This window comes from Hydrogenophaga aromaticivorans, from assembly GCF_013387465.1.
In the GTDB taxonomy this organism is placed as follows: Bacteria; Pseudomonadota; Gammaproteobacteria; order Burkholderiales; family Burkholderiaceae_C; genus Hydrogenophaga; species Hydrogenophaga aromaticivorans.
In genome coordinates, this window is the sequence record NZ_VYGV01000006.1 from 1,035,428 (window position 1) to 1,061,465 (window position 26,038).

Here is a 26,038-nt window from a genome sequence, read left to right on the forward strand (position 1 = left end):
ATGCCCACCGATGCCACACGGTCTATCGCCGTGAACGTCTGGAAATGTCGGGCTATCCGGGTGGATGTAGCCGCAATCATAGAGGGGAAAAAAGAAAAACCCCGCGCTTCCGATGGGAAACGCGGGGCAAACTTGGCGGAGCGAGAGGGATTCGAACCCTCGATGAGGCTCTACACCCCATACTCCCTTAGCAGGGGAGCACCTTCGGCCACTCGGTCATCGCTCCGGAGCCTCATATTATGCCTCAAGTTGCCCCCTCTCCCGAGGGAACCGGGGCTGTGGCTGCCGACTTCAGCCGGCGATGCTGTCTTCGGTGCGGTCCAGATCGAACTCGCGGTGCAGTGCGCGCACGGCCAGCTCCATGTACTTCTCGTCGATCACGACCGAGGTCTTGATTTCCGAGGTCGAGATCATCTGGATGTTGATGCCTTCGTCGCTCAGGCACTTGAACATGCGGCTGGCCACGCCGACATGGCTGCGCATGCCGATGCCGACGATGCTGACCTTGCAGATGCGGGCGTCGCCCACCACGTCGGCCGCGCCGAGCTCGGGCACAACCTTACCCTTGAGCAGGTCCATGGCCTTCTGGAAATCGTTGCGGTGCACCGTGAAGCTGAAGTCGGTCTTGCCGTCCTTGCTCAGGTTCTGGATGATCACGTCGACCTCGATGTTGGCATCGGCCACCGCACCCAGGATCTGGTACGCGATGCCGGGCTTGTCGGGCACGCCGAGCACGGAGATCTTGGCTTCGTCGCGGTTGAAGGCAATGCCGGAAACGACGGCTTGTTCCATTTGTTCGTCTTCCTCAAAAGTGATCAGGGTGCCGGAGGCGGCTTCTTCATTCAGGTCGATGTCCCAGGGCGTGAAGCTCGAAAGCACACGCAGGGGCACCTTGTACTTGCCGGCAAATTCCACCGAACGGATCTGCAGCACCTTGCTGCCCATGCTGGCCATTTCCAGCATCTCTTCAAAGCTCACGCGCAGCAGGCGGCGCGCTTCGGGCACCACGCGCGGGTCGGTCGTGTAGACGCCGTCCACGTCGGTGTAGATCAGGCATTCGGCCGCCTTCAGCGCGGCGGCCACCGCCACGGCCGAGGTGTCGCTGCCACCACGGCCGAGCGTGGTGATGTGGCCGTCCGGGTCCACGCCCTGGAAGCCGGTGACGATGACCACCTTGCCGGCGTCCAGGTCGGTGCGCACGCGGGCGTCGTCGATCGATTCGATGCGCGCCTTGGTGTAGGCGCTGTTGGTCTTGATCGGCACTTGCCAACCGGCGTAGCTCACCGCTTCCATGCCCTCGGCCTGCAGGGCGATGGCCAGCAAAGCCGAGGAAGCCTGTTCGCCGGTGGCGGCCAGCATGTCGAGTTCGCGGCCGTAGGCGCTGTCGGTCTTGCCCGGGGCCAGCTCTTTGGCGAGGCCCAGCAGGCGGTTGGTTTCGCCGCTCATGGCGCTGGGCACCACCACCATCTGGTGACCGGCCCTGTGCCATTTGGCGACGCGGCGCGCCACGTTGCGGATGCGCTCGGTCGACCCCATGGAGGTGCCGCCGTACTTGTGAACAATCAAAGCCATCGGGTTGGATTGGGTTGGAAAGATCGTTGAAACAGGAGCCGCGGTGCCGGGGCGCTGCGGTGATCCTGCGGGGCGCGAAACGCGCTGGACAAAGCCTTGGAATTATATCGGCGAGGTGCCGGTCAGGCGGGCAAAGGCCAGACGCCCACCTTCGCGCGTCACGAAACCGCTGGCCACCTTGATGCGGATGCGGTGGCCCCGCGTTCGGCAATCGGCGATCTGGTCCAGCAGCTCGTCCAGCTGGGCGGCGCTGGCGGCCACGCCCGCACTGCAGCGCAGCCAGTGACGCAGCGCATTGGCCTGGCGCTCGCGGCTCAGTAACTGCAGACCCTGGATGGCGGGCGGCATGCCGGTCTGCGCCAGATCGATCAGGGCCAGATCATCGAGCAACACCTGCGCCTGTGCCGCGTGACCCGCACTGCGCGCCAGCAGGGGGCGAAAGCCGGGAAAACAGGTCTCCCAGGCCGGCATCAGGATCGCCCGGATGCGGTTGCGGGTGTAGCGCAGGTCGGTGTTGGTCGGATCGTCCACAAAGGCATGCCCTGCCGTCTCCAGCCAATCGCGCAGGGCCCGGGATGGCAAGCCCAGCAAGGGACGGCCAAACACCACGCCGTGCCGCTGAAACCGGTCCGGCATGGCCGCCAGACCGGGCAGTCCCGCGCCCCGGCTGAGCGCGAGCAGCAGGGTCTCGGCCTGGTCGTCGGCATGCTGCCCGAGCAGCACCGCGGATGCGCCCGCCTGTTGGGCCATGTCGGCAAGCGTCGTGTAGCGCACGTCCCGCGCAGCGTCTTCGGGGCTCTGACGCGGGGCATGTGCCGCCTGCACCCGGCGCACCTGCAGCCCGATGCCATGGAGCTCGCAAAAACTGACGGCAAGTGCTTCAAAGCCGTCGGCCGCCGCCTGCAGCCCGTGGTGCACATGCAGGGCCTGCACCCTGCCCGGCCAGCGCTGTTGTGCCGCCAGCAGCAGGGCTGTGGAGTCTGCGCCAGCGCTGTAGGCCACCGCCACCGTTGTGGGTGATGCGCTGGCATCCGCGCTCGCGGGCAGCCAGCGCGCACACCACGCCGCCAACGCCTGCTCGCAGGGGTTGGCGGGTCCGGATGGCACGCTCACCTCAGCGCTTGTCCGACTTGCTCTCGGCCTTGGTGTCGGTGTAACGCCCGTAGCTGTTGAGGCGTGCGTAACGGCGGTCCACCAGTTCCTTGACCTTGAGGTCGGCCACCTGGCGCCAGGCGTCGGTCAGCGCGCGTTTGAGGAAGGCGGCCATCTGCTTGTGGTCGCGGTGCGCGCCACCCACCGGCTCGTTGACGATCTTGTCCACCAGGCCGAGCGCCTTGAGGCGGTGCGCGGTGATGCCCAGCGCATCGGCCGCATCGCTGGCGCGGTCGCTGGTCTTCCAGAGGATGGAGGCACAGCCTTCGGGGCTGATCACCGAGTACACCGAATACTGCAGCATCAGCACCTGATCGGCCACCGAGATGGCCAGGGCGCCGCCCGAGCCACCTTCACCAATGATGGTGGAGATGATCGGCACTTCCAGTTGCGCCATCTCGAAGATGTTGCGGCCAATGGCTTCGGACTGGCCACGCTCCTCGGCATCGATGCCGGGGTAGGCACCGGGCGTGTCCACGAAGGTGAACACCGGCAGCTTGAACTTCTCGGCCACCTTCATCAGGCGCAGCGCCTTGCGGTAGCCCTCGGGTTTGGTCATGCCGAAGTTGCGCAGGCCGCGCTCCTTGGTGTCGCGCCCTTTCTGGTGACCCAGCACCATGCAGGGCTGACCATTGAAGCGGGCCAGGCCACCGACGATGCTCAGGTCGTCCGAGAAGTGACGGTCACCGTGCAGTTCCTGGAAGTGCGTGAAGATCTCTCGCAGGTAGTCCAGCGTGTAAGGGCGATCCTGATGCCGCGCGATCTTGGTGATCTGCCAGGGCGTGAGGTGGCTGTAGATGTCTTTGGTGAGTTGCAGGCTCTTGCCCGACAGCTGCTCGATCTCGGCGGAGATGTCGACCGCCGATTCGGTCTGGACATAACGCAGTTCTTCGATTTTGGATTCGAGATCGGCAATCGGTTGCTCGAAATCGAGAAAGTTCTTCTTGGCCAAGGTGTGACTCCTGTGGTCTTGTATCGACCCGTCCGCGGTCCGCATGCAAGCGGTTCGCGGTTCCGTGTCCTGAAAAATCAGGACGGTGTTTCAACGACGTCTTTTGGTATCAATAGGCCACAGGGGCCGGGTCCAGCGAGCGCCAAATATACCAAGTCGCCACACTGCAGAACGGCGCCCAGGTGGCGGCCACCTCGCGTATCTCGCTGCGACTCACCGGCTCACCCGAAAAATAGCAGCGGCTGATGCCGTTCTGCAGGCCCACATCGTCCAGCGGCAGCACGTTGGGCCGCATCAGGTGGAAGATCAGGAACATCTCGGCGGTCCAGCGGCCGATGCCGCGGATCGCCACCAGCTCGGCGATGATGGCCTCATCGTCCATGTCGGCCCAGGCATTCACATGCACCTGGTCGTTGGCAAAGTGCAGGGCCAGGTCCACCAGGTACTCGACCTTGCGGGCCGACAGGCCGGCCGCTCGCATGTCGTCCACCTTGAGCTTGAGCACCTGGGCGGGCAACATCTTCTTGGGCAACACGGCAAAACGGTCCCAGACCGATTGCGCCGCTTTCACGGAGATCTGCTGGCCGACGATGCTGCGCGCCAGTGTGACGAAAGCATCCCCCCGCGACTGCAGGCTCACACCGGCATGTTGCGGAATGAGTTTTTTCATCACCCGGTCGCGCTTCATGAGGTGGCGGCAGGCCTCCTGCCAGTACAACGGTGCGTCGGGTCCCACATCGGGCAACACAGACGACGCCATCAGCTGCGCTCCCAGGTGGTGCCCGTGGCACTGTCCTTCAGCACAACGCCCTGCGCCAGCAGGTCCTGGCGTATGCGGTCGGCTTCGGTGAAATTTTTTGCCGCCTTGGCGGCGGCACGGTCCGCGATCAGCGCCTGGATCGTCGCCTCGTCCAGCCCACCTGCAGCCGCACCACCGCCCTGCAAATAAGCCGCCGGATCGACCTGCAGCAGCCCCAGCGTGCCGCCCAGGGCGCGCAGCAGCCCGGCCAGCGCCGCGTCCTTGCTGCGGTTGACTTCGCTCGCCAGATCAAACAACACGGCCACCGCTTCGGGCGTGCCAAAGTCCTCGTCCATCGCAGCGCGGAAGCGCTGGGCAAACGGATGCGACCAATCGATGGTGGCCACCGGTTCGGCTGACACCAGCGACAAGGCGGTGTACAGGCGCTTGAGGGCGGAACGGGCATCGTCCAGATGCGCGTCGCTGTAGTTGAGCGGGCTGCGGTAGTGGGTGCGGACGATGAAGAAACGCACCGTCTCGGCGTCGTACTTGGCCAGTACCTCACGGATGGTGAAAAAGTTGCCCAGGCTCTTGGACATTTTTTCGTTGTCCACCCGCACAAAACCGTTGTGCATCCAGAAACGCGCCAGCGGTTTCCCGCTCGCCCCCTCGGACTGGGCAATCTCGTTTTCGTGGTGCGGAAACTGCAGGTCGGCCCCGCCGCCATGGATGTCAAAGGACTCACCCAACAGTGCGCAACTCATGGCCGAACACTCGATGTGCCAACCCGGACGCCCCTGACCATAGGGTCCATCCCATCGGGCCTCGTCCGGCTCACCGGGTTTCGCGGCTTTCCAGAGCACAAAATCCAGTGGATCGTTCTTGTCACTGGCCACCGCCACCCGCTCACCGGCGCGCAGGTCGTCCAGCGACTTGCCCGACAACTTGCCGTACCCGGGAAACCGGCGTACCGCGAAGTTCACGTCACCATCCTGAGCGCGGTAGGCCAAGCCTTTCGCTTCGAGCTGACCGATCAACGTCAGCATCTGGGGCACATAGGCTGTGGCACGCGGCTCGAAACTGGGTGCCTCGATACCCAGCGCAGCGATGTCCTGGTGCATGGCAACGGTCATCTCGTCTGTCAGGTCCTTGAGCGTGACGCCCCGTTCCACAGCACGTTTGATGATCTTGTCGTCGATGTCCGTGATGTTGCGGACGTAGGTCACGCGGTAGCCACTCACCTTGAGCCAGCGCTGCACCACATCGAAGGCCATCATCATCCGGGCGTGCCCGATGTGGCACAGGTCGTAGATGGTCATGCCGCAGACATACATGCGCACATGGCCGGGTTCCAATGGCTCGAACGGCTCCGGACGGCGGGACAGGGTATTGAAAATGCTCAGGGTCATGGAAACAAAAATCGGGCAGCGTGCGCAAGCAAAGGGGGCAAAGGCCGAACACAGCGCCTTCCGTCGGCACCTGCCAGCAGGCGCGGAGCGGCACACAAGATCGGGAGCAGTGGGTGCGAGCGGGCCGAATGTCACACCCGACCGGCGTCAGGAAGCCATTGGACTTACACCCTCAGATACAATCTGCCAGTATAGCCAGCTTGGTCTTGAGCGAGCACACACAGACAGGCGCTATATTCATGTTTTCAGGCCCGCTCGCGGTCTTCGATCTGCCCGCATTCGCTCTTCTGAGGTCCCATGCATCACCCCGTCAAAACTTCGTCCATGCTGTCCGATTCAAGTCGCGGCAGCACCTCCACCCTGGTCACCTCCCGACTGCGCCTGCTGGCGCTCTCGGTGGCTGTTTCGGCCGCGCTGGGGGCTACTGTGGTCATGGCCCAGACCGACGATTACGCCGAGGTGAACCGCCTCATGCGGGCCGGGCAACTCAGCGAAGCTTTGAGCAAGGTGGACCAGTACCTCGCCAGCAAGCCTCGCGATCCCCAGATGCGCTTTCTCAAAGGCGTGATCCAGACTGAAGGCGGCAAACACAGCGATGCCATTGCCACCTTTTCCAAGCTGACCGAAGAATTCCCCGAGCTGCCCGAGCCCTACAACAACCTGGCCGTTCTTTACGCCGGACAAAGCCAGTTCGACAAGGCACGCGCAGCGCTCGAAATGGCCATCCGCACCAACCCCAGTTACGCCACAGCCCATGAGAACCTGGGTGACGTGTACGCCAAGCTGGCCAGCCAGTCGTACAGCAAGGCACTGCAGCTGGATGCCGGCAACACCGCCGTGGCCCCCAAGCTCAGCCTGATCCGCACCCTGTTCAGCGCCGACGCCAAAGGCGGTGCCCGCACGGGCACGGCGCCAGCTCCGGCGGCAGCGGCGCCCGTTGCCACCGCACCCGTGGCGGTGGCCAAGCCCGCAGTCCCGGCACCGACGCCCGCTCCAGCCGCTTCGGGCAACGCCGAAGCCGCTGTGGAAGCCGCCGTGTCCTCCTGGGCCAAGGCCTGGTCCAGCAAGAACATGCAAGGCTACCTGGGCGCCTACGCCGGCAACTTCACGCCTCCCGGCGGCCAGGCCCGCGGTGCGTGGGAAGCGGACCGCAAGGCCCGCATCCTGCCGCGTTCGCGCATCGGCGTGGACATCAGCGACCTGTCGGTAACGGTTGATGGCGATCGCGCATCGGCCAGTTTCAAGCAGGACTACAGCTCCGACACGCTCAATGTCACCAGCCGCAAGAAACTTGATTTCGTCAAGAGTGGCAGCCGCTGGTTGATCGTGCGCGAATCCACGGGTTCCTGATGGCCGGTCGGCGGTACTTCCAGCATGGCCATGCCAGCATTCCCACCGCCAACCTGAGTTCTGGCATTGGCGGCCTGCTGCGCCCGACCACTCGACTGGCCGTTCTGGCTGCGTTGGCGCTGGCCATCGGTTTGATCAGTTCCTGCGTGGGTCCGATGGGCTTGTCTGGCGGTCTGTTGGACAGGATGACCGCTGTGGTCACCACCGCCGATCCAGCCAACGCATCATCCGCCCCGTCCATGCTCGACAACGCGCTGAGCAAGGTTCAGGACGCTGCCCAGTTGCTTGGAACGCCCAAAGCAGCGTCCGGGCTGCTCTCCAGCCCGCTCTCCGGTGAAGCCCTGCAACAGGTGATGCCGCTGATGGGCCAGGCCGAGGCCCGTCTCATTGAGATCTACCAGTTGATCAGCCAGGGATTGGCGCGCGAAGCACTGACCAAGGCCGACGCACTGGTGCGTGATCATCCGAACTTTCATCTCGCGCACCTGGTGCATGGCGACTTGCTGAGCCTGCAAACGCGCCCGGTGCACAAGCTCGGCGATGTGCCCGACACGAAGGCGCTGGCCGCCTCTGAGCAGCTCAAGACGCTGCGAGAAGAGTCGCACCGCCGGCTGCGGGCGCTGATGGAGCGACCACCCGCCGGGAGTATCCCCGCGCAGTTCCTCGCCCTGTCGTCGCAGAGCCGGCATGCCATCGCCATCGATGCTTCACGTTCGCGTCTGTACCTGTTTGAAAATCAAACCCCCTCTGCGTCGGGCAGCCTGATCGCAAAAGCACCCCGGTTGCACCTGGTGGGTGATTTCTACATCTCCGTCGGGCTGTCCGGCATCGAGAAAACCGTTGAGGGTGACAAGCGCACGCCGCTGGGCGTTTACTACATCACCAGCAACCTCAACCCGGACAACCTGCCCGACCTGTACGGCGTGGGAGCACTGCCGATCAACTACCCCAACCCGCTCGACGTGCAACGCGGCAAGACCGGCAGCGGCATCTGGCTGCACGGCACGCCGAGGGAACAATTTGTGCGCGCCCCTCAAGCCTCGGATGGCTGCGTGGTGCTGTCCAACCCGGACCTGGAGCGGCTGCTCAAGACCGTGCAGATCCGCACCACGCCGGTCGTGATCGCGCCCGAACTTCAATGGGTGCAACCCGAGGCCCTCGACACCGAACGTCAGGCCTTTGAGGCGGCCCTGGAGGCTTGGCGCGTCGCCAAGAGCGAAGGCAATCTGGGACAACTCAAGGGGTTTTACTCCAGCCGGTTCCTGAACCAGGGCCGCGATCTGGCCCAATGGTGGCCGCGCGTCGAGAGCGAACTGCGTCCCGAAAAAGGCCCCCGGGAGCTGCAGCTCAAAGAACTCTCCCTGCTTCGCTGGCGCGATGCCCAGGACACCATGGTGGTGACCTTTGGCGAGGTTCCCCTGGGCCAATCCCGCGGCGTGACGCGCCGACAGTACTGGGCGCTGGAACGCGACCAGTGGAAAATATTCTCTGAAGGTACCCTTTGATGCAAAACACGTCTTTCATGCCACGCCCATTGCGTCGTCATCTGGCTTCCCTGCTCGTCGCGAGCGCGGCAGTGGCCCTGTTCCCGGTGGCCGCCTGGGCCCAGGGCACGCCGACCGGCGAGGCGCCCAAGGTGCGCCTGAGCACCTCCATGGGTGACATCGTGCTGGAACTGTATCCAGACAAGAGCCCCAAAACGGTCGAGAACTTCCTGCAATACGTGCGCGACAAACACTATGACGGCACGGTGTTCCACCGCGTGATCAACAACTTCATGATCCAAGGCGGCGGGTTCAACGCCGATTTCCAGCAAAAGGCGACCCGTGCGCCCATTCCGCTGGAAGCCAGCAACGGATTGAAGAACGACCGCGGCACGATCGCCATGGCCCGCACGCAAAACCCCAACTCCGCCACGGCACAGTTCTTCATCAACGTGGTGGACAACGCCGCCTTGAACGCCCCCAACCCCGACGGCCATGGTTATGCCGTTTTTGGCAAGGTCACCGCAGGCATGGACGTCGTGGACAAAATCAAGCTCGTTCCAGTCGGCAACCAGGGCATGCATCAGAACGTGCCCAAGACACCTCTCACCATCCTCAAAGCCACTCTGGAGAAATGAACATGGCCAACCCCCAAGTCGAACTGCACATCGCCAACTTTGGCATCGTCACCCTGGAGCTGGACGCCGAGAAGGCACCGCTGTCCACCGCCAACTTCCTGTCGTACGTGAACAAGGGTCACTACAACAACACGGTGTTTCACCGCGTCATCCCCGGCTTCATGGTGCAGGGTGGCGGCTTCGAACCGGGCATGAACCAGAAGCCCGCCGACGCACCCATCAACAACGAAGCCAACAACGGCCTGAAGAACGAGCTCTATACCGTGGCCATGGCGCGCACCAGCGACCCGCACTCGGCCAGCGCCCAGTTCTTCATCAACGTCGCCAACAACGGTTTCCTCAACCACACCGCTCCCAGCGCCCAGGGCTGGGGTTACGCCGTTTTCGGCAAGGTGGTTGCCGGTTCGGACATCGTGAAGAAGATCGAGGGCGTGGCCACGGGTCGCAAAGGCTTCCATGACGACGTGCCCAAGGAAGATGTCGTCATCGAAAAAGCCGTCGCCATCTGACTGTCGCCATTTGATGGCGGGGGCTCCCTGCCCCGTCCCGATGCCAGAATCGACCCCCGACCGCTTCGCCACCCTGCGCGCACCCGCGCACTGGCAAGCGGTCGATTTCATTTCCGACCTGCACTTGCAGGCGGCGGAGCCCGCCACGCTCGCCCTGTGGCAACACTATCTGCAGCACCCCCCTGCGCAGCGCGCCGATGCGCTGTTCATTCTGGGCGACCTCTTCGAGGTCTGGATCGGTGACGATGTGCTGGCACCCGAAGCGTCTGACACCGCGTCCTTCTGGCACACCTGCGCCCAGCTGCTGCGTGAGTACAGCCGCCACACCATGGTGTATTTCATGCACGGCAACCGCGACTTCCTGCTCGGCACCCGCGCGCTGGACGCCTGCGGGATGCAGGGCCTGGACGATCCCACCGTGCTGGAATTTCGTGGCCAGCGCTGGCTGCTCAGCCATGGCGACGCCCTGTGTCTGGCCGACACCGACTACCAGCAGTTCCGGGCCGTGGTGCGTTCCGCCGACTGGCAGCGCGATTTCCTGGCCAAACCGCTGAGCGAGCGCGAGGCGATCGCCCGCGGACTGCGCGAGCAAAGCGAGGCCCGCAAACGCGGCAGTGCGCACGATCCCAGCCTCTGGGCCGACGTGGATGCGGGTGCGGCCAGAGAGTGGCTGCAGGTGGCCGGCTCACAAACCTTGATACACGGCCACACCCACCGCCCGGATCAGCACGATCTGGGCCAAGGCCTGCGGCGCGTGGTACTCAGCGACTGGGATCCGACCGCCCTGCCACCGCGGGCCGATGTGCTTCGCCTCAGAGCGCAGGACGGACTGCAGCGACTGCCCCTGTGCTGAAACCACTGGCCCGCCTGCTGCAACGCTGGCTACCCAGGCGCTGGCGCAGCCCTCTGCCGCTGCCCGCGGCGCTGTGGCGCGAAACGCTGCAGCAACACCCCTTCCTGGCCGAACTCACCACCACCGAACAGACTCGCCTGCAACAGCTCTGTGGTCATTTCCTGCTTGAGAAGGAATTCCACGGCGCCCATGGCCTGGTGGTCACCGACGCCATGGCGCTGAGCATCGCGGCACAGGCCTGCCTGCCGCTGCTGCACATCGCCAGTCCGACCGCCCGGAGCTCCCGGGACCCGATGGATGCGCTGGACTGGTACGACGACTTCGTGGGCATCGTGGTGCAACCGGGTGCTGCTGTGGCCATGAGGGAGTCCATCGACGCCGCGGGCGTGGTGCACCGCTACCGCGAGGTTCTCGCGGGCGAAGCCATGGACCGCGGCCCGGTGATGCTGAGCTGGGAAGATGTGGCACAAGCCGGTCAGGTGGCCGGCAGCGGAAGCAACGTGGTGATCCACGAATTCGTGCACAAGATGGACATGCGCGGCATGCAAGCCGGCGACACCCCCGATGGCGCACCCGCGATGACCCAGGGCTTGTGGGGCGCGGCCCATTCGGCCCAGGCCAGACAACACTGGCGCCGGACCATGACCGAGGCCTACACCCAGTTTCGTGAAGCGCTGAACGTCGCCGAACGTTTTGGCGGTGAACGCCCGTGGCTGGAAAGTTATGCCGCCAAGGACCCGGCGGAGTTCTTCGCGGTGACCTGCGAGGCCTACTTCGTCAACCGCGAGCGCTTCGCCCTCGAATGCCCAACCCTGCTACCGCTGTACGACGGGTTCTTCCGGGCCCACCCGCCGTAAACGGCCACCCCCCACTTGGCCAGGCGGGCGGTGGCCGCACCTCTGTGTCTTTCAACGCTTGAGCAGGACCTTGAGCGCGTTCTGCAGGCGGCGCGCAGCACCTGCGTCAAAACCGCCGGCCAGCACACGGGACACATCCTGGGCCCAGGTATCGGCTGGCGCGGCTTCGTGGCGGCGCGTGAGCAACTGCAGTTGCAGCATGCGGCGGGCATCCAGCAGTTCGGCCGGCGTGGGCACTTCGGCCGCCATTTCCAGGCGCAGCAAGGCATCGGCAGGCACCGCAGCAGGTGCACCCCCGTTCAGGCTCTGGGACCACGCGCTGCGGGTCGCCGCGTTGACGCGCGAACCCAGCGCCTGCGCCGTCGGCAACTGCGACGCATCGCGCTGCTCCCAGGCGGTCAGCAGCTGGGTCAACACCTCACCGTGCGCCTGCGCCGCGAGCTTGCGCAACGCCGCTTCGGCGTGTTCGATCGCCTGACGCTGGGCACGGAAAGCGGCATCCCCCAGGCGCGGTCCCCGCGGCTCGCGGTCAAACCGTTCGCCGCCTCGCCCATCGCGGGCATCTCGCCCGTCCCCACGGCCGCCAAAACCACCCCGTGCATCGCGGGTGTCGCGGCCTGGAGGACCCCGTCGGTCATCACGTCCGGCGGGTTCGGTCTTTTTCATGCCCGGCCGGTCATCGCCACGCACCGCCACGATCTTCTTGGGCGGGGCGGCGGGCTTGGCGGGTGCAGGGGCCTCCGCCGCGGCGACTTCGTCCGCGGCATCGGCCGGCGCGGAGCCGTCAGCAACCGGCGCCATCGGCGTTTCTTCCGCCTTCACGTCGGTGGCGTCGGCCTCGGCAGGCGTGGCAACGGCATTCGCCCCGCCACGAGCGGGTTCAGCTGCAGCCTCCGCCTGACCGCGCAAGGCGGCTTCCAGCGCCGCCATGGCGGTGCGAATCTGCTGGGCGTCGCCGCTCGCGCTGGCGGCATCCACCGCTTGCGACGCCTCCAGCACGCGCTGGTCGTGGGCATTGAGTGCCGTGGACGCCTTCTCGCGCTCGCTGCTCTTGCGGGCAAAGGCTTCGTCAATGGGTTGGCGGAAGGCCTCCCACAGCTTTTGTTCCTGTTTGCGCTCCAGCGGCACTGCGTGCGCCTCGGCCTGCCAGCGCTGTTGCAGCGCCTTGACCGCGTCAATGCGCAACTGGGGCGCTGCGCCCATGGCCTTGGCTTCGTCGATCAGGGCACGGCGACGCTCGACGCTTTGTGCCTGCGCGGCTTCGAGTCCGGCGTGCGCGGCGTGCATGGCGGTTTTCCAGAGCGGCTGCATTTCGGCAAACGCCTTTTCGCTCAGGTGACCGGCTTCCCGCCAGCGCTCGGAAAACGCGTGCAGCTCACGCACCTGTGCCTTCCAGTCGGTGCTTTGCCCATGCATGGCGGTCCAGGCCTTGAGCTCTTCAATGATGGCCATGCGCTGGGTCTTGTGGGCCTCCGCCTGCTGGCGGACCTGGGTCAACCAGACTTCAACGCTCTTGTGCGCCTCGGTGCAGGCTTCGTCGAAACGCTTCCACAGCGCGTGGTTGGGCTGGCCGCCCTGGTCGGTCGCCTTCCATTGATCGCGCAGGCTGCGCAGGGTTTCCTGCATCTTGCGCCCGCCCAGTCGCTGGCCCTCCGGCGGCTGCAACAGCGCCTCGGCCTTTTTCACCAGCTCTTCACGCAGCTGATCGGCGCGCCAGCGCTGCCAGTCTTCCAGATCTCCGGCCTGGGTCAGCGCCGCGTGGGCGCGGGCCTCCAGCTCGGGACCAATGAGGCGGGCGTGCGACTTCAGCACCGCACGCACATCGGCCGCGGCCTTCGGCGTGGCTTTTCCATGGCCTTCGGCCAGCTCGCGCTCCAGCACACCCAGGGCCCGATCCAGCTCTGCGAGCACCTTGGCCCGGCGCTCCTGGGCGGCCTGGGCATCGTGAGCGGTTTTTTCGCCCGGCACAGCGGCATCCATACCGCGCGCGGCACGCAATTCATCCGCCCACACCGGCACGGCCGGCAGCGGAGCCTGCGGGTTGGCGTCGGCTGCGACTGCCTGGGCCAGGGCGGCTTCAAAAGCCTCCCACACCAGCTGCAGTTGGCTGCGCGAAGCCTGGAGCATGGGGGGAAATTTCGGCTCCACGCTGGGCCACTGGGCGTCATCGGCCAGGGTGCTGGCCTGCTGCTGCCATTGAGCCACGTCGGTGCGCAGCGCTTCGGCGCTCTGCTGGGCTTCGCGCCACGGCTTGGTCGACATCACCTCGATGCGCTGAGCCATCAACACCGCCGACTCACGCTCCACCTGAACACGGTGCTGCACATCTTCGATCGCCTTGACGCGTTCGGCCAGGGCCTGCTTCAGCCCCGCCAACGGTTCGCGCGACAGCGGAGCACCCGCCCGGGCCGCATCGCGCTGCCAGGCCATGGCATCGGCCAGATTCAGACGGGCCTGCCCGATGAGGGCCTCGGCCTTGACGGCCCATTCGGCGGCTATCTGCTCCTGGGCCTTCAAACGCTTGTGTTCGTCCAGCTTTTCCTTCAGCGGCTTGGCCGCACCCCGGTCACGCTGCGACAGTTCCTTGAACACTTCGGTCATCTGCTCCAGACCCGGTTCGCCGGCCAGCCATTCGCGGATGCGGGATGCGCGCTCGCCAGAAGTGGGCGCAGAAAACGCGCCACCGGTCAGCGCATCCAGGGGGTGTGCGGCGTTGGCAGGGGCTTGCTTGGAGCTGGCGGGCGTGTTCACGGCAGATTCCGGGGCATTGGACTGGGGGGGACTTCTTCGCAGGGAAAACAGCGACATACAGGGATCGTTCCGGGATAGGGGCCGGCGCATGAGCGCCTGGCGAAGCCCGTATTGTCGCTGCTGTTGCTTCACATGCCGATCAGGCACGCCCAAAAACAAGAAACCCCGGTGAGCAGAACCCACCGGGGTTGACGGCGGGCAATTTGCACTTGCCGTCGGTTTTGGCGGAGGGAGTTGGATGTCTCTCCAGCCTGGAAGCAACAGATTGCTCCCGTTTGGAACCGGTTGGCGGATGCTCCGCGTCACCGGTTTGATGCCCATCCACGACGGGCAACTGAAGGTTAACCGGGTTCCTGATCCGCTTCAAGACGTACCCCCGAGCAACGTCATGGAGATTTTCAATCGCGATCGGCGCGTGATGAAAGTCACCCTGTTAACAGCAGTAACAACACCCGATCGCACCCGAATCGACCAGCGGTACCTCTGAAACGCTGACCGGCGAGCACCGCTGATCCGGGCTGGCATCCGTGCTAGCACGGAACACAAAAAGTGGCCAGCACCGCCATTACATATACCTTTAAGTATTTATGAATCAACTCTTAAACATTGACTTGATATTAAACTCCCCCTAACATTCGCCGGTTTTGCCCTTCAGAGTAAACCCGAGCCGCTGACCCAGCAGGGTCCATCGAACGCGATGGCTCACAAAGCCCGCCTCGATGAGGTGCCCAGCCAGCCGCACAGACCCACCCGGTCATCGCGGCACCGACAGGAGAGACATCATGAATGACACCACCCCCCGCCACCACAAGAGCACCCCAGGTGCCAAGGCATCCCTCAACACCGCCCTGAGCGACGTGGTCCAGGGCTTCCTCGCCATCACCCACAACAGTGTTGCGCTGCTGGGCACCGTTCTCGCCGTGGGCCTGATCACGTTGGCCGCGCGCCACGACCTGCGCAGCGACGCCGAGCAACACTTGCTGGGATGGCTGCAGCAACGCCAGGTGGCCGCAACGCCCGTGGTCGCGTTCGAACCCGAACCCGAAGCCGTGCCACGGGTGACGGCCGTGCTGCCCGCCCAACTGCCCAAGCAACAGGCCAACGTGGCCTTCTGGCTGAGCCGCAAGTACCGGGTTGCTCCGGAGCCGCTGGGGGTCCTGGTGGCTGAAGCTTTTGAGGTGGGCGAAAAGGCGCGGATGGACCCGACCCTGATCCTGGCGGTGATGGCCGTGGAGTCGCGCTTCAACCCGTTTGCCCAGAGCCCCGTCGGCGCGCAAGGGCTGATGCAGGTGCTCACGCGCGTGCACACTGAAAAATACGAAGACTTTGGCGGCCAGCTGGCGGCGTTCGACCCCGTGTCCAACCTGCGGGTGGGTGCACAGGTGCTGCAGGACTGCATCAAAAGGGCGGGCTCCATCGAAGGCGGTCTGCGCCTGTACGTCGGTGCGGTCACCACCGATGGCAGCGGCTACATCAACAAGGTGATGGCCGAACACCTGCGCATCCAGAGCGTGGCGCTGGGCAAGCCCATGCCCACCCGTTTCCCCAGCTACAGAACCATACCGGTCGTCGCGCCCGCTGAAACCGAGACGCCGCCAGCGCCCGACGCCACCGAACTGGAGGCAGCCGACGCTGCCCCCCCCGTTGCGGAAACCGTGGAAACACCCCTGCTGCTGGCCAGTTCGTGATCCACCCCGCCCCGGGAAATATCGCCCACCCAGGCGCCTGGCCGCCCTGCTCGGATAAACTAGACCCCGTACGCAACTGGCGATAGGCACTCAAGGTGCGGGGCTCGCTACCCCACCTTCGGTGCTGACGTGGCCCCCCTGCCCCATCCGGGACACCAGGGACAACCACTGGGAAGCGTGCCGCCTGGCTGCCAAGACAGGTGATCAGCCGTTCGCCTGGGCAGCCCCTGCCGTCGTCACCCGCTGACGCGCGCCGGGATCCACGTTACCCAAGACTGCCAACCATGTACGACCGCAACATCCTCATCGAGCAAACCGACCCCGAGCTGTTTGCCGCCATCCAGGCCGAAAACGCGCGCCAGGAACACCACATCGAGCTGATCGCCAGCGAGAACTACGCCTCGCCCGCCGTCATGGCTGCCCAGGGCACCCAGCTCACCAACAAATACGCCGAAGGCTACCCCGGCCGCCGCTACTACGGTGGTTGCGAATACGTGGACATCGCCGAGCAACTGGCCATCGACCGCGTGAAGCAGATCTTCGGCGCCGATGCGGCCAACGTGCAGCCACACTGTGGCGCGTCCGCCAACGAAGCCGTCTTTCTGGCTTTCCTGAAACCCGGCGACACCATCATGGGCATGAGCCTGGCCGAGGGCGGCCACCTCACCCACGGCATGGCGCTCAACATGAGCGGCAAGTGGTTCAACGTGGTCAGCTACGGCCTGAACGACAAAGAAGAAATCGACTACGACGCCATGGAGCGCAAGGCCCACGAGACCAAGCCCAAGCTCATCATCGCCGGCGCATCGGCCTACAGCCTGCGCATCGACTTCGAGCGCTTTGCCAAAGTGGCCAAAGACGTTGGCGCCATCTTCATGGTGGACATGGCCCACTACGCCGGGCTGATCGCCGCAGGCGTCTACCCCAACCCGGTGCCTTTTGCCGACGTGGTCACCTCCACCACCCACAAGAGCCTGCGCGGCCCGCGGGGCGGCATCATCCTGATGAAGGCTGAATACGAAAAGGCCATCAACAGCGCCATCTTCCCCGGCCTGCAGGGCGGCCCGCTGATGCACGTCATTGCGGCCAAAGCGGTGGCTTTCAAGGAAGCGCTGCAACCCGACTTCAAGGCCTACCAGCAACAAGTGCTGACCAACGCACGCATCGTTGCCGAAACCCTGGTTTCGCGCGGACTGCGCATCGTCAGCGGCCGCACCGAGAGCCACGTCATGCTGGTTGACCTGCGCGCCAAAGGCATCACCGGCAAGGAAGCCGAAGCCGTGCTGGGCAGCGCCCACATGACCATCAACAAAAACGCCATTCCCAACGACCCGGAAAAGCCCATGGTCACCAGCGGCGTGCGCATCGGCACCCCCGCCATGACCACCCGCGGCTTCAAGGACGAAGAGGCCCGCCTGACCGCCAACCTGATCGCCGACGTGCTGGACAACCCGCGCGACCCGGCCAACATCGAGGCCGTGCGCGCCAAGGTCAACGCGCTGACTGCCCGGTTCCCGGTGTACAAATGACGCCACCACGCTCCGCCGCTTCGAGGGTCGCTGCCCCCCAAGGGGGCTCGTCTTGCCTTGGGGCGACCCGGCGGCGAGACCAAGCATGAAATGCCCCTTCTGCGGTCATCTGGAGACCCAGGTCGTCGAGACCCGGATCTCCGAAGACGCGGACTTCATTCGCCGCCGCCGCCAGTGCGGCCATTGCGAAAAACGCTTCACCACCTATGAAAGGCCGGAAGTCAGCTTCCCGGCCGTGGTGAAGAAAGACGGCCGGCGCGTCGACTACGTGCCGGCCAAATTGCGCGCGTCCTTTGCCCTGGCGCTGCGCAAACGCCCGGTCAGCACCGAGCAGGTCGACGCGGCCATCGAGCGCATCGAAGAAAAGTTGCTGAACCTCGGCGCCCGCGAAGTCCCCGCCACCCGGCTGGGAGAAATGGTCATGCGCGAACTCAAGAAGCTCGACAAGGTGGCGTACATCCGCTTCGCCAGCGTGTACCGCAGCTTCGAAGACATCGACGAATTCCGGGCACTCGTGGACGAAGTGCGACGCTGATGCACTCGCCTGTGATCGGCATCACAGGCTCAGGAGTACTTTTTACCGCTGGTCGCGCGGCATCTGCCGGTCAGCTGGATGGGCCCAATACGACAACATCCTGCCGATAGCATTGATGTCATGGTTCCTGCCAATACACCCCTTTCCGTCCCATCTAGGACCTGCACGCTCGGCTTCTCCTTGATCGAGCTGATGGTGGTCATTTCCGTGCTGGCGATATTGGCCAGCATCGCCGCCCCAAGCTTTCAGGACTCGTTCGAGGCCTATCGAGTGGCGTCGGCACGAGAAAACCTGGTCTCGACCATTCAATTTGCGCGTACCGAAGCCATCCGCACTGGACAGCCGGTTGTGGTACGCCGAAAAGCCGATTGCGCCAGCAACAACTGGGGTTGTGGATGGGTTGTATTTCGCGACACCAACGGCAACAACACACAGCAAGCTGGTGAAGCCTCGATCAGAGAAACGGAAACTCAGCGAGGTGTTTCCATACGATCCAACGCAGGCAGTGCGGATTTCCAAGCAGTCAACATCTTTGGGCAGTTTGCGGGGAGTCCATTTTTTTCGTTCTTCATTGGTCCGACGCCCAATGACGACGCCAACAACTGCACACGAGTAGCGTTCAGTTCTGCCATGCGAGCCCTGTCGACCAAAGGATCAGGTTCCGGATTCTGTCCCTAAGACTTCATTTGTGAGATTCATTCACATGCCACGCTTCCCTGTCTTCAGAGCCCAGTCCGGTGTCAGCCTGATCGAGTCGCTGGTGGCGCTGTTTGTGCTGGCACTCGGCATTCTCGGGCTCGCCGGTCTGCAGACCCGTACATTGACCGAAACCCGCCTCACCAATGCGCGCGCCGCAGCCGTCCGCATGACCACAGACATTCATGAGCGGATGTTGCTCAACAACGGTGCCATGGTGGATAGCATCAACAACGCCACACCGTTTCCCTACGTGGTTGGATGGGGTGGCGTGCCTGCTGGCACCAACTGCAACACCACGGCTTGCACCCATGCGCAGCTGGCTGGTTTTGACCTCTCCCAGTGGAAAAACACCCTCTCCACAGTTCTTCCCGGTGGTGATGGACTGATCTACCAAAGCACAGACGACCCTAGGGAGTTTGGCGTGTTGATCGCTTGGACCGACAACATCGATGACAAGGCTATCGGAGACCTGGCCGATTACACCAACCCATTCACCGTATCGGTCACCACCAATGTGGGCAACGCCGCCTGTCCGGCCAACATGATCTGCCACCTGACGAGGGTTCGCCCGTGAGAACACCCCGACATCACCCCTCACCCCAAGCTAGGCATAGCGCGCCCAAGCGCCGGGCGCAGGCCGGCGTTTCGCTGATCGAACTGATGGTGGGCATCACCGTCGGCATGCTCGTGTCCGTGGCAGCCGTGGGAACCTTGGTATACAACCGCGTGTCCAGCACCATGGTGGCCGACACGGTGGCCCTGCAGCAGGACGCGGCCACGGTGATGCGCATGATCGGGCGCCAACTCAAACAGACCGGAGCGGTTCCGGTGGTCAATGACCCCCTTGCACCGCTGAAATTTGGCTATCAGGATACCTACTTAGGTTTACCTCAGGGGACCCCCACACCTGCGCCTGTTTCTGTTGACGGCACCAATGTTGCCTCGGGAGACACGCTCAGGGTCAGCTACACCTATAACCCCAACCAGGCTGCCACCGTCGGGGACTGCATGGGCGAAAGCCCGGATCCTACGATTCCGGCCGAACGCGACATCATCAACACTTTCAGCCGGGGTGTGGACGGTCAGTTCCTCTGTCAGGGCACTAACCAGCCCAACGCCCAACCCGTTGTGAACAACGTGGAAGAGCTCCAGTTCTGGTACGCCGTGCGTGATCCGGCCACCAACCAGCTCAGGTACTTTGAGGCCGGTGGTTTCGCGGACTGGACCACCGTCGAAGCAGTTCAGGTTTGTATTCGCCTGGCAGGCACCAGTGGCAACAACCCGACCGTAGGTGTAGCCAGCACCGGCTGCACTGGGCAAGCCGTGGCCGACGACGGCCGCATCCGCCGCGTCTTCCGCCAGGTCTTCACCCTGCGCAACCTCCAGTCACAGGGCTGACTCTCATGCCACGCATTATTCGCATTCTCCCCGACGCCGGATCACAACGCGGCATCTCGTTGATCGTAGTGATGGTCATGCTGCTGCTGGGCAGCATTCTGGTGCTCGGCTCCACACGCACCAACTGGCTCAATGAATCCCTGGTTAGCAACGAGAGCGATTACCAGCGCGCTTACGTCGCGGCAGAAGCCCTGATTGCCGATGCCGAAACCGATATTCGCGGCATTCTGCCCGGGGGCATTCCTTGCAACAGCAGCGCCAATTTTTTTGGCTGCCGCAATCGGTATGGCGCAGGTCTTCCGTTCATTCCAGAGTCTCCTGTTCAAGACAGTGAAGATCTTCAGGCTGCCATCCCGAACTTCGCGACACTGCCTTGCCGTCAAGGGATCTGTCTGATCACAGCCGAGGACGACTTGGGTGCCAACTGGTGGAACGACGATTTGGTTGACATGACCGCTGACACCCGGACACCTAATGCGATTGCAGCCACCTATGGTGAATTCACCGGCGCCAATGTCGGCACCACCGGCAATCCCTTGCTGGCCGCCGATGCCGACGGCAACTACAGCGGCTGGTACTGGATTGAAGTGATGGAGTTCAACGTCTTGAGCGGCGCCATGGGACCACCCCCCGTGGGCAACCTACCGGTACCGACGGTGGATCGACCCTATGTTTACCGCATCACTGCACTGGCGCAGGGCCGCAAGCCCGGTACCCGTGTCGTACTGCGATCCGTATTCGTACCTGATGTGTACGACCCCGAAGTTTGATTGTCCGGGAGCCGAAAATGAAGAAACCAAATCGCAAGATGACCCAGTCTCTCTGGGTATTGGGCAGTGGCTTGCTTGCTTCGGCGAACGCCTTGGCCGCACCCATGACCTTCAGTCAGATCCCGCCAGGCGCGGGTGCGAAGGAGCCGGCGCCCAACATCATCGTGTCGGTGGATGATTCAGGGAGTATGGGATGGGACATCAATGGCTGCATGACCATGGACTTCCGAACGGACGTGTACGGAAACCTCAACGACCCCACGCGACCCGCGGGATCCCCAACTTGTCCCAGCCGAACAGCCAACACCAATCCCTCGCGCATGGCTTCGCTGCGAGCAGCCATCCTCAACACCTTTGGCAACCCCACCACCGGCGACAAAGGCATCATCTCGGATGATCGCATCAGGTTGGCCTGGCAGGCAATGTGGGACAACGGCAAAGACTCCCGACCCAGCGGTCAGCGTAACGACCAAGACCTGCTGACCGCGGGACAGATCAACACGATCAAACCGTTTTCGGGCACCCACCGATCCAACTTCCACTCCTTCATCACCACACTGAGTCCGGTCAACGGCACGCCATCGCACAAGATGATGGCCAATGTGAACAGCTACATGTCATCCACGGGTTCGACAGGGCCCTTTGCGACCAGCCCCGGGGTCACGGGTGCACCCTACCTGTCCTGCCGTCGTAGCTACCACATCCTGATGACCGACGGCGCCTGGAACTCGGAAACCACGGGCGCCGGCAACAAGGGCAACTACGACGGTACCGCCCGCACGCTGCCCGATGGGACGACGTACACAACCACCACCAATCAGACGCGAGTCTACCGGGACGCCTGGGGCGGAACCAAAGGAACGCTGGCCGACTGGGCCATGGCCAACTGGGCCACAGACTTTCAGTCCACACTGAATAACGACGTACGACCGCTGTTCCCAGTCAACGCCAATGAAACCGTTGGTGGCACAGCATTGACCAAATACTGGAATCCAAAGAACAACCCGATGACCTGGCAAGGCGTCACCCAGTACACCATCGGCTTCGGGAATTCGGCCACCACCTGGAACGGGTCCCCGACGTGGAACTCCACCACCGACAGCACTTATGGTGGTGACTACAGCAGCCTCGTCAACGGCCCCACCAACTGGCAGAACCTTCTGAACACCGCGGAAACGCAGACCACCCTCGAAGGTCGTCGTGCCTCTGACCTTTGGCATGCCGCTCTGAACGGCCGTGGTCGCTACTTCCCTGCCCGTACACCAGAGGCGCTCGAAAATGCGTTCGAAGACATCCTCAAGGACATCCTGTCTCAAACTGCAAAACCGTTGGTCGCGATCGCCAGCAACACATCCCGCCTCTCCAAGAACGGCTTGGCCTACGTCGCCAGTTTCAATTCCGAGCGCTGGAGTGGAGACATCAAGGCCTATCCCATCGACGACAACACGGGACTGCCAGCCCTGACCCCGACCTGGAAGGTGTCCACCCTGCTGGATTCCACCAACACGTCGGAGTTTTCCCACAGCAACCGAGTGGTGCTGACCCACAACGGCCTGACCGGTGGCTCCGGATCGGGTATAGCCTTCAAGTGGACCGCGCTCACCACCAGCCAGAAGAACCTGTTGACCAACAACGGTGCAGACAACAACACCGTGGGTCAGGAACGGCTGAACTTCCTGCGCGGCGATCGTACGAAAGAGCAACCCGCCACAGGCGGATATCTGCGCCAGCGCGATTCGCGCCTGGGTGACATCGTCAACTCGAACCTCTGGTACGTGGGCAAGCCGCTGCGCATGGACACCGACTACAGTGGACACTCGTCGTTCCGGTCTTCCTACGCCACCCGCACACCGGTGCTGTACGCCGGCGCCAACGACGGAATGCTCCATGGTTTCAACGCCCAGACCGGCAAGGAAATGTTGGCCTATGTACCCTTGGGTGTCTACGCCAACCTGCGCAACTACACGCAACCGGAGTACGCCCACAAATACTATGTTGACGGACATCCGTTTGCTGGCGACGCCGACCTGCAATCGGGCACCGGCACCAACTGGCGGACGGTTCTGGTTGCTTCTCTGGGTGCGGGTGGCAAAGGCTATTTCGCGTTGGACGTCACCAACCCGGCCACCTTTAATGACTCCAGCGCTGGCTCCATCGTCCTGATGGACAACACCGCCAATGTCGACGCAGACGTGGGGTATATCTTCGCTGCCCCAACGGTCGACAACCAGACCAGCACGCTGTCGCAGCAGATCGTGAAGCTCAACAACGACCGTTGGGCTGTGATACTGGGCAATGGCTACAACAGCAGCAATGAGCGCCCGGTCCTGCTGATCCAGTATCTCGATGGATCAAAGGAACTCAAGAAAATCATCGCCAACAGCTCCACCGGTCAGACCAATGGCCTGGGTGCCCCGGCCAGCTTTGATGTGAATGGCAACGGCACGGTGGACGTGGTGTTTGCCGGCGACCTCAAGGGCAATATGTGGAAGTTCAATCTGGTGAGTGAAAGTGACACGAACTGGGGCGTAAGTGCTTGGTCCGGCTCGACCACCTGCTACAACTCCACGGCCTGCAAGCCCCTGTTTGTGGCAAAAGACTCGGGAGGAACCACACGCCCCATCACCGCGGCACCCATGCTTATGATCCATCCTCAGGGCGGTCTGCAGGTTGTCTTTGGCACTGGCAAAGACTTGGTTGCCAGCGATCGCGACACCACTTCTCCACCGCGCGAAACCATCTTCAGCGTATGGGACCTGAGCACCTACCGGATCGAATCCGGGAAATTGGTGGCCGATGAGTCCGGCGCCATCGAAGTCAGCAACGGTCGCAGCAAGCTGGTGGCCCAGACGGTGACGGGCACTGCAGGCTCAGGCTTGGTCGAGACCTCTGCGAACACGGTCACCTACGACCGGACAGACAGCGCCTCCAAGCGAGGCTGGTACTTTGATCTCCCTGTCTCCGGTGAGCGTGTGTTGGGTGCCCCCCGGTTCTTCGATGGCCCCAACCTGTTGTTCAGCAGCGTGGTGCCCAAGCAGGTGATCGAGGGAGAAACCTGCGACTTGGCCTCGGCTGTGGACCGGAACTTCCTGACCATCCTGAATGCGATCAGTGGCGCACCGCCCAAGACATCTGTCTTTGGTGATGAAATGGACCCGTCGGGCAACGCCACCCGTCTGCAATACGGCTCCGGTGAATTCATCACCCTGGTGGATTCGAAGAACCGCAAGACCACGGCCATCAATACCGACTACTTCTGCACTGGTGGTAACTGCGATGACGATTCGGCACCCGACGAGACCTGTGTGGGTTCAGACTGCGCATCCTGTACTGGACCAGACTGCCCTGGCACGACCTGCGTTGGACCTGATTGCAGCTGCAATGGGCAAAACTGCACCTGCGTGGGCCCGGACTGTGCTTGCAGCGGCCCTGGTTGCCGGGGTGAATGCGGCGTGACCGGCGGCATCCTGGACCTCTGTCGCAGTGGTCTGTTTGGTGCGCGAACCGACTGGCGTGAACTGCGCTGAAAGAAGCCATGATGAACAAGAGAGCCCAACGCTTGGCCACAAATGCTGCGCGCAGGATGGCAGGCTTCACCCTGATCGAGCTGATGATTGTGGTGGCCGTCGTAGCCATACTGTCTGCGATTGCCCTGCCAAGCTACGACGCATACATCCGGCGAACGCATCGATCTAACGCCAAATCGGCCATGTTGCAGGCCGCTCAATGGATGGAGCGTGCATCCACAGCTCAAGGCACCTATCCGCTCACGGCCAATGTGCCGGCAGGACTTTTGAATGTGGAAGGCAACCGATATAGCATGGCCATCGTTTCAGCCGACGGCAGCACGTACGCATTGACAGCCACGGCACAGGGTGCACAGGTTTCAGATGAATGCGGCAACTTTGTTTTGAACCAGGCCGGAACACGCACGGTAACGGGTAGCTTGTCGGTCGATGAGTGCTGGGGACGATGAGCAGTGCGAAGAACGTTGTTCCGCCTATTCCGGCTCGAATGCCCATAGATGGAGCAAGTGCACTTGCCCGACGCGCGCTCACCCTCTCCAACCCCAACCCGAGGGTAGGCTGCACCATCATCAGCTCGTCCGATGGTCGCGTGATTGGCCAAGGCCATACCCAGCAAGCCGGTGGCCCTCACGCCGAAGTCATGGCCTTGCGCGATGCACAGGCTCGCGGTGAATCCGTCGAAGGCGCCACGGCCTACGTGACGCTGGAACCCTGTTCCCACCACGGCCGCACGCCGCCGTGTTGTGACGCTTTGATCGCGGCGCATGTCGCCAAAGTGGTGGTGGCCACTAGCGATCCAAACCCGCTGGTGGCGGGCCGCGGGCTGGAACGCTTGCGCGCCGCGGGCATCACGGTGGAGCTGCTGCCACCCGACAGCGAAGCCGCTCGCGCCTCGCGCGAACTCAACATCGGCTTCTTCAGCCGCATGATCCGGAAAACGCCCTGGGTGCGCATGAAGGTTGCCGCTTCGCTGGACGGCAGCACGGCGCTCGGCAACGGGGTGAGCCAGTGGATCACCGGCGAAGCCGCGCGCACCGATGGCCATGCCTGGCGGGCCCGCGCCTGCGCGGTGTTGACGGGCATAGGCACCGTGCTCGAAGACGATCCCATGCTGGACGTGCGGCTGGTGGACACGCCGCGCCAGCCGCATCTGGTGATCGTCGACAGCCGGCTGGAGACGCCGCTGACCGCCCGCCTCTTCGGCCCCCCTGCCCAGGGGCTGGCGCGCAAGATCTTCATCTATTGCGCGGTTATCGAACCGCAGAAACAGGCGGCGCTGGAAGCCCGGGGTGCCACTGTGATCTGCCTGCCCGGCCCGCAGGGCAAGGTGGACCTGGCGGCAATGCTGCGCGATCTGGGCCAGCGCGAGGTCAACGAGTTGCATCTCGAAGCGGGCCACAAGCTCAATGGCTCGTTCATCCGCGAAGGCCTAGTGGACGAACTGCTGCTTTACCTGGCTCCACTGCTGCTGGGCTCGGGAGGCCACGGCATGGCCGGTTTTGGTCCGCTGCAGACGCTGGATGACGGCATGAAGCTGGCTTTTCATGCCATCGACCCGGTCGGTGAAGACCTGCGGATCGTGGCCCGGGTGCGCGGCCACGACGCATTTCTGCACGCCTGAATACG

22 protein-coding genes and 1 tRNA gene are annotated in these 26,038 nt (G+C 63.5%); 16 read left to right on the forward strand and 7 right to left on the reverse strand.

Annotated elements, in window-relative coordinates:
- Positions 1–133: 133 nt before the first annotated feature.
- The 6 genes from F3K02_RS09325 to cysS all read right to left on the reverse strand — a co-directional run bounded on the left by F3K02_RS09325 (position 134) and on the right by cysS (position 5,824).
- Positions 134–226 (reverse strand) — tRNA-Ser (locus tag F3K02_RS09325).
- A gap of 65 nt (positions 227–291) precedes the next feature.
- On the reverse strand, positions 292–1,572 hold the full coding sequence (locus F3K02_RS09330; RefSeq protein ID WP_177135286.1) for an aspartate kinase: 1,281 nt from the start codon (positions 1,570–1,572) through the stop codon (positions 292–294).
- A gap of 102 nt (positions 1,573–1,674) precedes the next feature.
- Positions 1,675–2,619, reverse strand: coding sequence for a tRNA lysidine(34) synthetase TilS (gene tilS / locus F3K02_RS09335; RefSeq protein ID WP_246309331.1), 945 nt, complete (start codon positions 2,617–2,619; stop codon positions 1,675–1,677).
- A gap of 67 nt (positions 2,620–2,686) precedes the next feature.
- Positions 2,687–3,676: an acetyl-CoA carboxylase carboxyltransferase subunit alpha gene (locus tag F3K02_RS09340; protein ID WP_177135287.1), complete on the reverse strand. Its 990-nt coding sequence runs from the start codon at positions 3,674–3,676 to the stop codon at positions 2,687–2,689.
- A 109-nt stretch (positions 3,677–3,785) separates the two neighbouring features.
- On the reverse strand, positions 3,786–4,436 hold the full coding sequence (locus F3K02_RS09345) for a DNA-3-methyladenine glycosylase family protein (protein WP_177135288.1): 651 nt from the start codon (positions 4,434–4,436) through the stop codon (positions 3,786–3,788).
- Positions 4,436–5,824, reverse strand: a complete 1,389-nt coding sequence (gene cysS, locus F3K02_RS09350; RefSeq protein ID WP_177135289.1) for a cysteine--tRNA ligase — start codon at positions 5,822–5,824, stop codon at positions 4,436–4,438. Before cysS ends, F3K02_RS09345 begins: the two co-directional genes overlap by 1 nt.
- Before the next feature lie 324 nt (positions 5,825–6,148).
- Here cysS and F3K02_RS09355 point away from each other — a divergent pair, with 324 nt between their 5' ends.
- The 6 genes from F3K02_RS09355 to F3K02_RS09380 are packed head-to-tail and all read left to right on the forward strand — an operon-like array spanning position 6,149 to position 11,515.
- Positions 6,149–7,174, forward strand: a complete 1,026-nt coding sequence (locus F3K02_RS09355; RefSeq protein WP_177135290.1) for a tetratricopeptide repeat protein — start codon at positions 6,149–6,151, stop codon at positions 7,172–7,174.
- Entirely contained in the window at positions 7,174–8,679 is a 1,506-nt protein-coding gene (locus tag F3K02_RS09360) for a L,D-transpeptidase family protein (protein WP_246309256.1), read from the forward strand. Before F3K02_RS09355 ends, F3K02_RS09360 begins: the two co-directional genes overlap by 1 nt.
- On the forward strand, positions 8,679–9,296 hold the full coding sequence (locus F3K02_RS09365) for a peptidylprolyl isomerase (RefSeq protein ID WP_246309257.1): 618 nt from the start codon (positions 8,679–8,681) through the stop codon (positions 9,294–9,296). The genes F3K02_RS09360 and F3K02_RS09365 overlap by 1 nt, the downstream gene beginning before the upstream one ends.
- A gap of 2 nt (positions 9,297–9,298) precedes the next feature.
- Positions 9,299–9,805 (forward strand): peptidylprolyl isomerase, encoded by a 507-nt coding sequence (locus F3K02_RS09370; RefSeq protein ID WP_177135292.1) that lies wholly within the window; start codon positions 9,299–9,301, stop codon positions 9,803–9,805.
- A gap of 40 nt (positions 9,806–9,845) precedes the next feature.
- Positions 9,846–10,658, forward strand: coding sequence for a UDP-2,3-diacylglucosamine diphosphatase (locus F3K02_RS09375; protein WP_177135293.1), 813 nt, complete (start codon positions 9,846–9,848; stop codon positions 10,656–10,658).
- Positions 10,655–11,515 (forward strand): M90 family metallopeptidase, encoded by an 861-nt coding sequence (locus F3K02_RS09380; RefSeq protein ID WP_246309335.1) that lies wholly within the window; start codon positions 10,655–10,657, stop codon positions 11,513–11,515. The genes F3K02_RS09375 and F3K02_RS09380 overlap by 4 nt, the downstream gene beginning before the upstream one ends.
- Positions 11,516–11,566: 51 nt before the next feature.
- Here the strand turns inward: F3K02_RS09380 and F3K02_RS09385 are convergent, their stop codons facing one another.
- A complete protein-coding gene (locus F3K02_RS09385; protein WP_177135294.1) occupies positions 11,567–14,323 on the reverse strand; it encodes a DUF349 domain-containing protein in 2,757 nt (918 codons plus the stop codon).
- A gap of 725 nt (positions 14,324–15,048) precedes the next feature.
- On the opposite strand from F3K02_RS09385, the gene F3K02_RS09395 reads away from it, so the two are divergent.
- From F3K02_RS09395 to ribD, 10 genes are all read left to right on the forward strand, one after another.
- Positions 15,049–15,954 (forward strand): lytic transglycosylase domain-containing protein, encoded by a 906-nt coding sequence (locus F3K02_RS09395; protein WP_177135296.1) that lies wholly within the window; start codon positions 15,049–15,051, stop codon positions 15,952–15,954.
- Positions 15,955–16,238: 284 nt separating this feature from the next.
- Complete coding sequence (gene glyA, locus F3K02_RS09400) at positions 16,239–17,483, forward strand: serine hydroxymethyltransferase (protein ID WP_177135297.1); 1,245 nt, start codon at positions 16,239–16,241, stop codon at positions 17,481–17,483.
- 85 nt (positions 17,484–17,568) lie between these two features.
- Entirely contained in the window at positions 17,569–18,018 is a 450-nt protein-coding gene (gene nrdR, locus F3K02_RS09405) for a transcriptional regulator NrdR (protein ID WP_177135298.1), read from the forward strand.
- Positions 18,019–18,138: 120 nt separating this feature from the next.
- Complete coding sequence (locus tag F3K02_RS27290) at positions 18,139–18,696, forward strand: GspH/FimT family pseudopilin (RefSeq protein WP_281362740.1); 558 nt, start codon at positions 18,139–18,141, stop codon at positions 18,694–18,696.
- Positions 18,697–18,721: 25 nt separating this feature from the next.
- Complete coding sequence (gene pilV / locus F3K02_RS09415) at positions 18,722–19,291, forward strand: type IV pilus modification protein PilV (RefSeq protein ID WP_177135299.1); 570 nt, start codon at positions 18,722–18,724, stop codon at positions 19,289–19,291.
- Positions 19,288–20,115, forward strand: coding sequence for a PilW family protein (locus F3K02_RS27295; RefSeq protein WP_343067045.1), 828 nt, complete (start codon positions 19,288–19,290; stop codon positions 20,113–20,115). Before pilV ends, F3K02_RS27295 begins: the two co-directional genes overlap by 4 nt.
- A 5-nt stretch (positions 20,116–20,120) precedes the next feature.
- Complete coding sequence (locus F3K02_RS09425) at positions 20,121–20,885, forward strand: pilus assembly PilX family protein (RefSeq protein WP_177135300.1); 765 nt, start codon at positions 20,121–20,123, stop codon at positions 20,883–20,885.
- A 17-nt stretch (positions 20,886–20,902) separates the two neighbouring features.
- Complete coding sequence (locus F3K02_RS09430) at positions 20,903–24,412, forward strand: pilus assembly protein (RefSeq protein WP_177135301.1); 3,510 nt, start codon at positions 20,903–20,905, stop codon at positions 24,410–24,412.
- 8 nt (positions 24,413–24,420) lie between these two features.
- Positions 24,421–24,861 carry a type IV pilin protein gene (locus F3K02_RS27760; RefSeq protein ID WP_281362742.1) on the forward strand — a complete coding sequence of 147 codons (441 nt, stop codon included), beginning with the start codon at positions 24,421–24,423 and terminating at the stop codon, positions 24,859–24,861.
- Between the two features lie 38 nt (positions 24,862–24,899).
- Complete coding sequence (gene ribD, locus F3K02_RS09440; RefSeq protein ID WP_177135303.1) at positions 24,900–26,033, forward strand: bifunctional diaminohydroxyphosphoribosylaminopyrimidine deaminase/5-amino-6-(5-phosphoribosylamino)uracil reductase RibD; 1,134 nt, start codon at positions 24,900–24,902, stop codon at positions 26,031–26,033.
- The last annotated feature ends 5 nt before the right edge of the window (positions 26,034–26,038 follow it).

Coding starts and splice junctions, on each gene's coding strand:
- F3K02_RS09330 (WP_177135286.1), bottom strand. CDS start 1,572: ATGGCTTTGATTGTTCACAAGTACGGCGGCACCTCCATGGGGTCGACC.
- F3K02_RS09345 (WP_177135288.1), bottom strand. CDS start 4,436: ATGGCGTCGTCTGTGTTGCCCGATGTGGGACCCGACGCACCGTTGTAC.
- cysS (WP_177135289.1), bottom strand. CDS start 5,824: ATGACCCTGAGCATTTTCAATACCCTGTCCCGCCGTCCGGAGCCGTTC.
- F3K02_RS09355 (WP_177135290.1), top strand. CDS start 6,149: ATGCTGTCCGATTCAAGTCGCGGCAGCACCTCCACCCTGGTCACCTCC.
- F3K02_RS09360 (WP_246309256.1), top strand. CDS start 7,174: ATGGCCGGTCGGCGGTACTTCCAGCATGGCCATGCCAGCATTCCCACC.
- F3K02_RS09365 (WP_246309257.1), top strand. CDS start 8,679: ATGCAAAACACGTCTTTCATGCCACGCCCATTGCGTCGTCATCTGGCT.
- F3K02_RS09370 (WP_177135292.1), top strand. CDS start 9,299: ATGGCCAACCCCCAAGTCGAACTGCACATCGCCAACTTTGGCATCGTC.
- F3K02_RS09375 (WP_177135293.1), top strand. CDS start 9,846: ATGCCAGAATCGACCCCCGACCGCTTCGCCACCCTGCGCGCACCCGCG.
- F3K02_RS09385 (WP_177135294.1), bottom strand. CDS start 14,323: ATGTCGCTGTTTTCCCTGCGAAGAAGTCCCCCCCAGTCCAATGCCCCG.
- F3K02_RS09395 (WP_177135296.1), top strand. CDS start 15,049: ATGAATGACACCACCCCCCGCCACCACAAGAGCACCCCAGGTGCCAAG.
- glyA (WP_177135297.1), top strand. CDS start 16,239: ATGTACGACCGCAACATCCTCATCGAGCAAACCGACCCCGAGCTGTTT.
- nrdR (WP_177135298.1), top strand. CDS start 17,569: ATGAAATGCCCCTTCTGCGGTCATCTGGAGACCCAGGTCGTCGAGACC.
- F3K02_RS27290 (WP_281362740.1), top strand. CDS start 18,139: ATGGTTCCTGCCAATACACCCCTTTCCGTCCCATCTAGGACCTGCACG.
- pilV (WP_177135299.1), top strand. CDS start 18,722: ATGCCACGCTTCCCTGTCTTCAGAGCCCAGTCCGGTGTCAGCCTGATC.
- F3K02_RS09425 (WP_177135300.1), top strand. CDS start 20,121: ATGCCACGCATTATTCGCATTCTCCCCGACGCCGGATCACAACGCGGC.
- F3K02_RS09430 (WP_177135301.1), top strand. CDS start 20,903: ATGAAGAAACCAAATCGCAAGATGACCCAGTCTCTCTGGGTATTGGGC.
- F3K02_RS27760 (WP_281362742.1), top strand. CDS start 24,421: ATGATGAACAAGAGAGCCCAACGCTTGGCCACAAATGCTGCGCGCAGG.
- ribD (WP_177135303.1), top strand. CDS start 24,900: ATGCCCATAGATGGAGCAAGTGCACTTGCCCGACGCGCGCTCACCCTC.